Origin of the sequence: Bradyrhizobium sp. CCBAU 65884 (assembly GCF_028128835.1) — a bacterium.
Classification (GTDB): domain Bacteria; phylum Pseudomonadota; class Alphaproteobacteria; order Rhizobiales; family Xanthobacteraceae; genus Bradyrhizobium; species Bradyrhizobium ottawaense.
The window spans coordinates 501805-508724 of record NZ_LBJU01000134.1 but is presented as its reverse complement, the minus strand read 5'-3'; the positions used below and the strand labels follow the sequence as shown (position 1 = coordinate 508724).

At 64.1% G+C, this 6920-nt stretch carries 7 protein-coding genes; all 7 read left to right on the top strand.

Going from position 1 to position 6920, the window contains the following annotated elements; all coding sequences use genetic code 11:
- Positions 1-90 precede the first annotated feature (90 nt).
- The 7 genes from XI03_RS40235 to XI03_RS40205 all read left to right on the top strand — a co-directional run bounded on the left by XI03_RS40235 (position 91) and on the right by XI03_RS40205 (position 6892).
- Complete coding sequence (locus XI03_RS40235) at positions 91-753, top strand: HAD family hydrolase (protein ID WP_271595230.1); 663 nt, start codon at positions 91-93, stop codon at positions 751-753.
- Between the two features lie 7 nt (positions 754-760).
- Positions 761-1711, top strand: a complete 951-nt coding sequence (locus XI03_RS40230) for a sugar-binding transcriptional regulator (protein ID WP_028142407.1) — start codon at positions 761-763, stop codon at positions 1709-1711.
- Between the two features lie 247 nt (positions 1712-1958).
- Positions 1959-3272, top strand: a complete 1314-nt coding sequence (locus XI03_RS40225) for an ABC transporter substrate-binding protein (protein WP_152103233.1) — start codon at positions 1959-1961, stop codon at positions 3270-3272.
- Between the two features lie 85 nt (positions 3273-3357).
- The gene (locus XI03_RS40220; RefSeq protein ID WP_038947890.1) at positions 3358-4230 is read left to right on the top strand and encodes a carbohydrate ABC transporter permease; all 873 of its coding nucleotides are present in this window, start codon (positions 3358-3360) and stop codon (positions 4228-4230) included.
- A 3-nt stretch (positions 4231-4233) separates the two neighbouring features.
- A complete protein-coding gene (locus tag XI03_RS40215) occupies positions 4234-5064 on the top strand; it encodes a carbohydrate ABC transporter permease (protein ID WP_028142410.1) in 831 nt (276 codons plus the stop codon).
- A gap of 15 nt (positions 5065-5079) precedes the next feature.
- Complete coding sequence (locus tag XI03_RS40210; RefSeq protein ID WP_271595229.1) at positions 5080-6087, top strand: ABC transporter ATP-binding protein; 1008 nt, start codon at positions 5080-5082, stop codon at positions 6085-6087.
- 31 nt (positions 6088-6118) lie between these two features.
- Positions 6119-6892, top strand: coding sequence for an SDR family NAD(P)-dependent oxidoreductase (locus XI03_RS40205; RefSeq protein ID WP_271595228.1), 774 nt, complete (start codon positions 6119-6121; stop codon positions 6890-6892).
- The last annotated feature ends 28 nt before the right edge of the window (positions 6893-6920 follow it).

Genomic DNA, 6920 nt, shown 5'->3' with positions numbered 1-6920 from the left:
CCGGTCGCGCGCTCATCCGGCGCGCCCCCGCGGCGCCCGGTCCTCCGGTGAACTATTGCTCATAGCTTGAGTATATGATCGTATGGCCGGATGGACCGCGGCGAGCCAAGACCCGATCTGATCATCTTCGATTGCGACGGCGTGCTCGTCGACAGCGAGCTGTTGAGCTGCCGATGCCTGTCCGAGGTGCTGGCCGAGTTCGGCATCGCGCTCAGCCAGGAGCAGGCGCTCGAGCTCTTTCTCGGGCGCAGCACCAAGGCGATCGAGCAGCATTATCGCGATCTCGGGCAGATCGTGCCCGACGGCTTTCTGCCGCGCCTGAAGTCGCAAGTGCTGTCGACGTTCGCAGCTTCGCTTGAGCCGATTCCCGGCATTGCCGGCGTGATGTCCAACCTGTCCGTGCCGTTTTGCGTGGCTTCGTCCAGCGACCTCGACCGCGTCGCGCTCTCCCTCGACGTCACAGGCCTGAGGGCGCATTTCGGCGAGCGGCTCTACACCGCGCAGATGGTCCGGCATGGCAAGCCGGCGCCCGACCTCTTTCTCCTCGCGGCAGAAAAGATGAGAGTGCAACCTGCGCGCACGCTGGTGATCGAGGACAGCGTCAGCGGCGTCAAGGCCGGCAAGGCGGCCGGCATGACCGTCTGGGGATTTGTCGGCGGCAGCCATTACCGCGGACGCGACGGGCGGGCTATATTGTCCGAGGCGGGGGCCGATCGGGTCTTCGCGCGCATGAGCGATTTCTGGGAGGCGTGAGGCCCGCATGGCCGCCGAGAACGACAAGTCGCGACTCGACGATGCCGCGCGCGCCGGCTGGCTGTATTTCATCGCCGGTCACACCCAGGACGAGATCGCAAAGATGCTGCAGGTCTCGCGCGCCTCGGCGCAGCGGCTGGTGTCGCTGTGCCTTGCCGAGCGCCTCATCACCTTCCGGCTCGAACATCCCATCGCCGCCTGCATGGAGCTTGCGGCGCGCCTGAAGGAGCGTTTCGACCTTGCTCATTGCGAGGTGGTGCCCGCTGATCCCGCGGCGCCGCAGGCCACCGCAGGCATCGCCGAACGCTGCGCCAATCTGCTCGATGCGACGCTGCGTTCGGAGACGCCGGTGATCGTCGCGCTCGGCACCGGCCGTGCGGTGCGCGCCGCGGTCGAGCGCGTCACGCCGATCGACAGGCCCAACCATCAGATCGTCTCGCTGGTCGGCACCATCTCCGCGGACGGTTCGGCGAGCTTTTACGACACCGTCGGCCGACTCGCAGACCGCACGGGAGCGCGGCACTATCCGATGCCGCTGCCGTTCCTGATGTCGTCCGAGGACGAGCGCAACAAGATGGTCCGCATCGAGCCGATCGCCAAGGTGAAGGCGGTCGCGGCCAAGGCGGACTTGCGCCTCGTCGGCATCGGCCAGATGGACCAGAAGGCGCAGGTGCATGTCGACGGTTTCGTCACTCGCGACGAATTGTTCGAGATGATGCGGCTGGGTGCCATCGGCGAGATCACCGGCTGGGCCTATGATTCCAAGGGCCGCCTGCTCAAGGCCGGCACCAACAAGCGCCTCACCAGCATCCCGCCGGAAGTGCCGGCGAAGACCACGACCATCGCCGCCGCGGTCGGTGCCGCCAAGGTGCCGGCGATCGCGGCGGCGCTGAACGGCGGGCTGATCAACGGGCTGATTACCGACGAGACGACGGCAAGGGCGATTTTGGAGCGGTAGGCGGGCTTCGCACGGCAAAGGGACACGGCTCCCGCTCTCGCAAACGGGAGAGGTGAAGCAAGCCGCGGCGCTCGATCCGAACAACTACCGTCGCTTCTGCAACGCACGACCTCCCACCCCTCCCGCACCGCAGCACTCATAAGTTGCGCAAACGGCTTCGCGCCTGCTTGACAATCCTCCTCCCTTGCGTTGAACATACGCCCAACGCGTGGGCATATGCTCAAACGCGAGTTTGAGGGAGGTCACCGTGAAACATGTCTTGGGCGCCGTCTGCGGCGCGTCTGTTCTGTTGTTGGCCGTCCCCGCGATGGCCGAAACGACCCTGACGATCGCCACCGTCAACAATGGCGACATGATCCGCATGCAGGGGCTGACGGCCGAGTTCACCAAGAAGTACCCGGATATCGCCGTGAAGTGGGTGACGTTGGAGGAGAACGTGCTGCGTCAGCGCGTCACCACCGACATCGCCACCAAGGGCGGTCAGTTCGACGTGCTCACCATCGGCACCTATGAGGTGCCGATCTGGGCCAAGAAGGGCTGGCTGGTGCCGCTCGCCAATCTCGGCGCCGATTACGACGTCGCCGACCTCTTGCCCAGGATCAAGGACGCGGTCACCGCCGACGGCAAGCTCTATGCCGCGCCGTTCTACGGCGAGAGCTCGATGGTGATGTATCGCACCGATCTGTTCGAGAAGGCCGGCCTGAAGATGCCGGAGAAGCCGACCTGGGATTTCGTGGTCGATGCCGCCAAGAAGCTCACCGACAAGAGCGCCGGCACCTATGGCATTTGCCTGCGCGGCAAGGCCGGCTGGGGCGAGAACATGGCGTTCCTCTCCGCGATGGCCAATTCCTACGGCGCGCGCTGGTTCGATGAGAAGTGGGAGCCGCAGTTCAACACGCCGGAATGGAAGACGACGCTCACGACCTACGTCAATCTGATGAAGGAAGCCGGCCCTCCCGGCGCAAGCTCCAACGGCTTCAACGAGAATCTGGCGCTGTTCAACGCCGGCAAATGCGCGATGTGGATCGACGCCACGGTGGCGGCGTCCTTCGTCACCAATCCGAAGGATTCCAAGGTCGCCGACAAGGTCGGCTTTGCGCTCGCGCCCAACACCGGGCTCGGCAAGAACGCCAACTGGCTGTGGGCCTGGAATCTCGCGATCCCCGCCGGATCCAAGAAGATGGAAGCCGCCGAGAAGTTCATCGCCTGGGCGACGAGCAAGGACTACACCAAGCTCGTGGCATCGAAGGAGGGCTGGGCCAACGTGCCGCCGGGCACGCGGACCTCGCTTTACAAGAACGATGAATATCTGAAGGTCGCCCCGTTCGCCAAGCTGACGCTGGCCTCGATTGACGCGGCCGATCCGAACAAGCCGACGGTGAAGCCGGTGCCGTATGTCGGCGTGCAATACGCTGCGATCCCCGAATTCCAGGGCATCGGCACCCAGGTCGGCCAGCAATTCTCCGCCGCGCTTGCGGGCTCGATGACGGTCGATGCCGCGCTGACCGCCGCGCAGTCCGCGACCGAGCGCGAGATGAAGCGCGCCGGCTACATCAAGTGAACCCGAGCTCTTCCTCCTGAGCTCAGACTTGCGGCCATCCAGCGTCATGGATGGCCGCCTTCTTCCCGCCAGCGGAGAAGCGTTGATGGCAACCCGGCAGACGCAGACTCTTGCGCGCTCGCTCCTGACGCCGGCCGTCGGGCTGCTGTTCATCTGGATGATCGTCCCGCTGGCGCTGACGATCTATTTCTCGACGCTGCATTACAGCCTGCTCGATCCCGGCTCGGAATCATTCGTCGGGCTGGAGAACTTCCGCTACTTCCTCACCGATCCCGCCTTCCTGGCCTCGCTCCAGAACACGCTGGTGCTGGTCGGCTCCGTGCTCGCGCTGACGATCCTGCTCGGCATTCCCCTGGCGCTTTTGATGGACCAACCGGTCATCGGCCGCAATTTCGTGCGGCTGATGGTGATCGCGCCGTTCTTCGTGATGCCGACGGTGAGCGCGCTGGTCTGGAAGAACCTGCTGATGCATCCGGTGTCCGGTCTGTTCGCCTGGCTCGCCTCGCTGTTCCATCTGACGCCGATCGACTGGTTCAACGATTTGCCGCTGTTTGCCGTCATCCTGATCGTGACGTGGCAATGGCTGCCCTTCGCGACGCTGATCCTGCTCACCGCGCTGCAGTCGCTCGACGAGGAGCAGAAGGAGGCCGCCGAGATGGACGGCGCCAGCGCCGTCTCGACCTTCATCTACATCACGCTGCCGCACTTGGCGCGGCCCATCACCGTGGTGATCCTGATCGAGACGATCTTCCTGCTCACGGTCTTTGCGGAAATTTATGTCACCACGGGCGGTGGCCCGGGACTGTCGACCACCAACATCGCTTTCCTGATCTACTCGCAGGCGCTGATCCAGTTCGACGTCGGCAGCGCCTCCGCGGGCGGCCTCGTCGCGGTGGTGATCGCCAACGTCGTCGCCTTCTTCCTCGTCCGCATCGTCGGCCGCAATCTGGAGGCTTGAAGCATGGCACGGATGGCGACGACGCGGCGGGTGGTGGTCTCGACGGCGGTAGCCTGGCTGTTCGGCTTCCTGATCTTCTTCCCGATTCTCTGGATGGTGCTGGCGAGCTTCAAGACCGAGCTGGAGGCCTTCGCCATCCCGCCATCCTTTCTGTTCTTCCACTGGACTACCGAAAACTATGCGACCGTGCAGGAGCGCAGCGACTATTTCCACCACGCCATGAACTCGGTCATCATCGCAGGCGGCTCGACGCTGATTGCGCTTCTGATCGCGATCCCGGCGGCCTGGTCGATGGCGTTCTCGCCGACCAAGCGCACCAAGGACATCCTGCTCTGGATGCTCTCGACCAAGATGATGCCGCCGGTCGGCGTGCTGGTGCCGATCTACCTGATCTACAAGACCTTCGGCCTGCTCGATTCCCGCATCGGCCTCGTCTTCATCCTGTGTCTCGGAAACTTGCCGATCGTGATCTGGATGCTGTTCACCTATTTCAAGGAGATCCCGCGCGACATCCTTGAAGCCGCGCGCATGGACGGCGCCACCATCGGCCGCGAGCTCGTCTACGTGCTGACGCCGATGGCGATCCCGGGGCTGGCTTCCACCATGCTGCTCAATCTGATCCTCGCCTGGAACGAGGCGTTCTGGACGCTCAACCTGTCCACCTCGAACGCGGCGCCCCTCACCACGTTCATCGCCTCCTATTCGAGCCCGGAAGGGCTGTTCTGGGCAAAGCTGTCGGCGGCCTCGACGCTGGCGATCGCGCCCATTCTCGTCCTCGGTTGGTTCAGCCAGAAGCAGCTCGTGCGCGGGCTCACCTTCGGCGCGGTGAAGTAAAGGGGCTGCCGGATCATGGGTCAGATCACACTTCAGGACGTGCAGAAATCCTTCGGCCCCGTGCACATCATCAAGGGCGCCGACCTCGAGATTGACGATGGCTCCTTCGTGGTGTTTGTCGGTCCGTCCGGCTGCGGCAAGACCACGCTCTTGCGGCTGATCGCCGGACTCGAAGACGTCTCTGGCGGCAAGATCCTGATCGACGGCAAGAACGTCGTCGATACGCCGCCCGCCAAGCGCGGGCTGTCGATGGTGTTCCAGTCCTACGCGCTGTATCCGCATATGAGCGTGCGCGGCAATATCGGTTTCGGCCTGAAGATGGCGGGCCTCGCCAAGGACGAGATCAACCGCAAGGTCGAGGCCGCCGCCGCAACGCTGAACCTCACGCCCTATCTCGATCGCAAGCCGCGCGAGCTCTCCGGCGGCCAGCGCCAGCGCGTCGCGATTGGCCGCGCCATCGTGCGCGAGCCCAAGGCGTTCCTGTTCGACGAGCCCCTGTCCAACCTCGATGCGGCGCTGCGCGTGCAGATGCGAATCGAGGTGACGCGGCTGCAGAAGCAGCTCGGCACCACCGCGATCTACGTCACCCACGACCAGGTCGAGGCCATGACCATGGCCGACAAGATCGTCGTGCTCAACGGCGGCAAGATCGAGCAATATGGCTCGCCCCTGGAGCTCTACGAGCGGCCGGCCAATCTCTTCGTCGCCGGCTTCATAGGTTCGCCCAAGATGAATTTCGTCACGGGCGAGCTCGCGTTGCAACGTGGTGCTGCCACCATCGGCGTCCGGCCGGAGCATCTCAAGATCGACCGCGATGGCACCGGAGGCTGGCAGGGGACCATCGCGGTGGCCGAGCATCTTGGCAGCGACACTTTCCTCTATGTCGATGCCGGCCCGCTCGGGATGCTGACCGCACGCTATATCGGTGAATTGAGCCTGCATGCCGGCGACCATGTGTCGCTGGTGCCGGACCCCGCGCGCATTCATCGCTTCGACGCAAGCGGCAACGCGCTTCGGAACTGACAAGAAAACGGCAAGAAACGGAAAGATCACCATGTACCTGGAAAAATTCAAGCTGAACGGCAAGACCGCGTTCATCACCGGCGGCGGGCAGGGCATCGGCCTTGGTTGCGCGGAAGCGCTGGCCGAAGCCGGCGCCAGGGTCATCATCGGCGACCGCGACAGCAAGGTCGCCGACAGCGCCAAGGCCAGCCTGAAGGCGAAGGGCTTTGACGTGGAGACCGCGATCATGGACGTGACCGACACCAAGCGCGTGGCGGAGGTCGCGAACGACCTCTTCGCCCGCCATGGCAAGGTCGACATCCTCGTCAACAATGCCGGCATCGCCCGCAGCGAAACCCCGGCGGAGACCGTGACCGACGAGCACTGGCTCAACGTCATCGACGTCAATCTCAACGGCACCTTCTGGTGCTGCCGCGAGTTCGGCAAGCACATGCTGAAGGCGAAAAGCGGCGCCATCGTCAATGTCGGCTCGATGTCCGGCTTCATCGTCAACAAGCCGCAGGAGCAGTGCTTCTACAATGCCTCCAAGGCGGGGGTGCATCATTTGACCAAATCGCTGGCTGCCGAATGGGGCGCGCGCGGCATCCGCGTCAATGCGGTGGCGCCGACCTATATCGAGACGCCGCTCAACGCTTTCGTGAAGAGCAACGCCAAAATGTACGACGCCTGGATCGGCGGAACCCCGATGGCGCGGATGGGGCAGGTCGAGGAGATCGCCTCGGTCGTGCTGTTCCTCTCGTCGGAGGCCGCGAGCCTGATGACCGGCAGCATCGTGCTGGTGGATGGCGGCTATACTTGCTGGTAGGCTCACCGTCAAAGCTGACGGAAAGCGA

Coding starts and splice junctions, on each gene's coding strand:
- XI03_RS40235 (WP_271595230.1), top strand. CDS start 91: ATGGACCGCGGCGAGCCAAGACCCGATCTGATCATCTTCGATTGCGAC.
- XI03_RS40230 (WP_028142407.1), top strand. CDS start 761: ATGGCCGCCGAGAACGACAAGTCGCGACTCGACGATGCCGCGCGCGCC.
- XI03_RS40220 (WP_038947890.1), top strand. CDS start 3,358: ATGGCAACCCGGCAGACGCAGACTCTTGCGCGCTCGCTCCTGACGCCG.
- XI03_RS40215 (WP_028142410.1), top strand. CDS start 4,234: ATGGCACGGATGGCGACGACGCGGCGGGTGGTGGTCTCGACGGCGGTA.
- XI03_RS40210 (WP_271595229.1), top strand. CDS start 5,080: ATGGGTCAGATCACACTTCAGGACGTGCAGAAATCCTTCGGCCCCGTG.
- XI03_RS40205 (WP_271595228.1), top strand. CDS start 6,119: ATGTACCTGGAAAAATTCAAGCTGAACGGCAAGACCGCGTTCATCACC.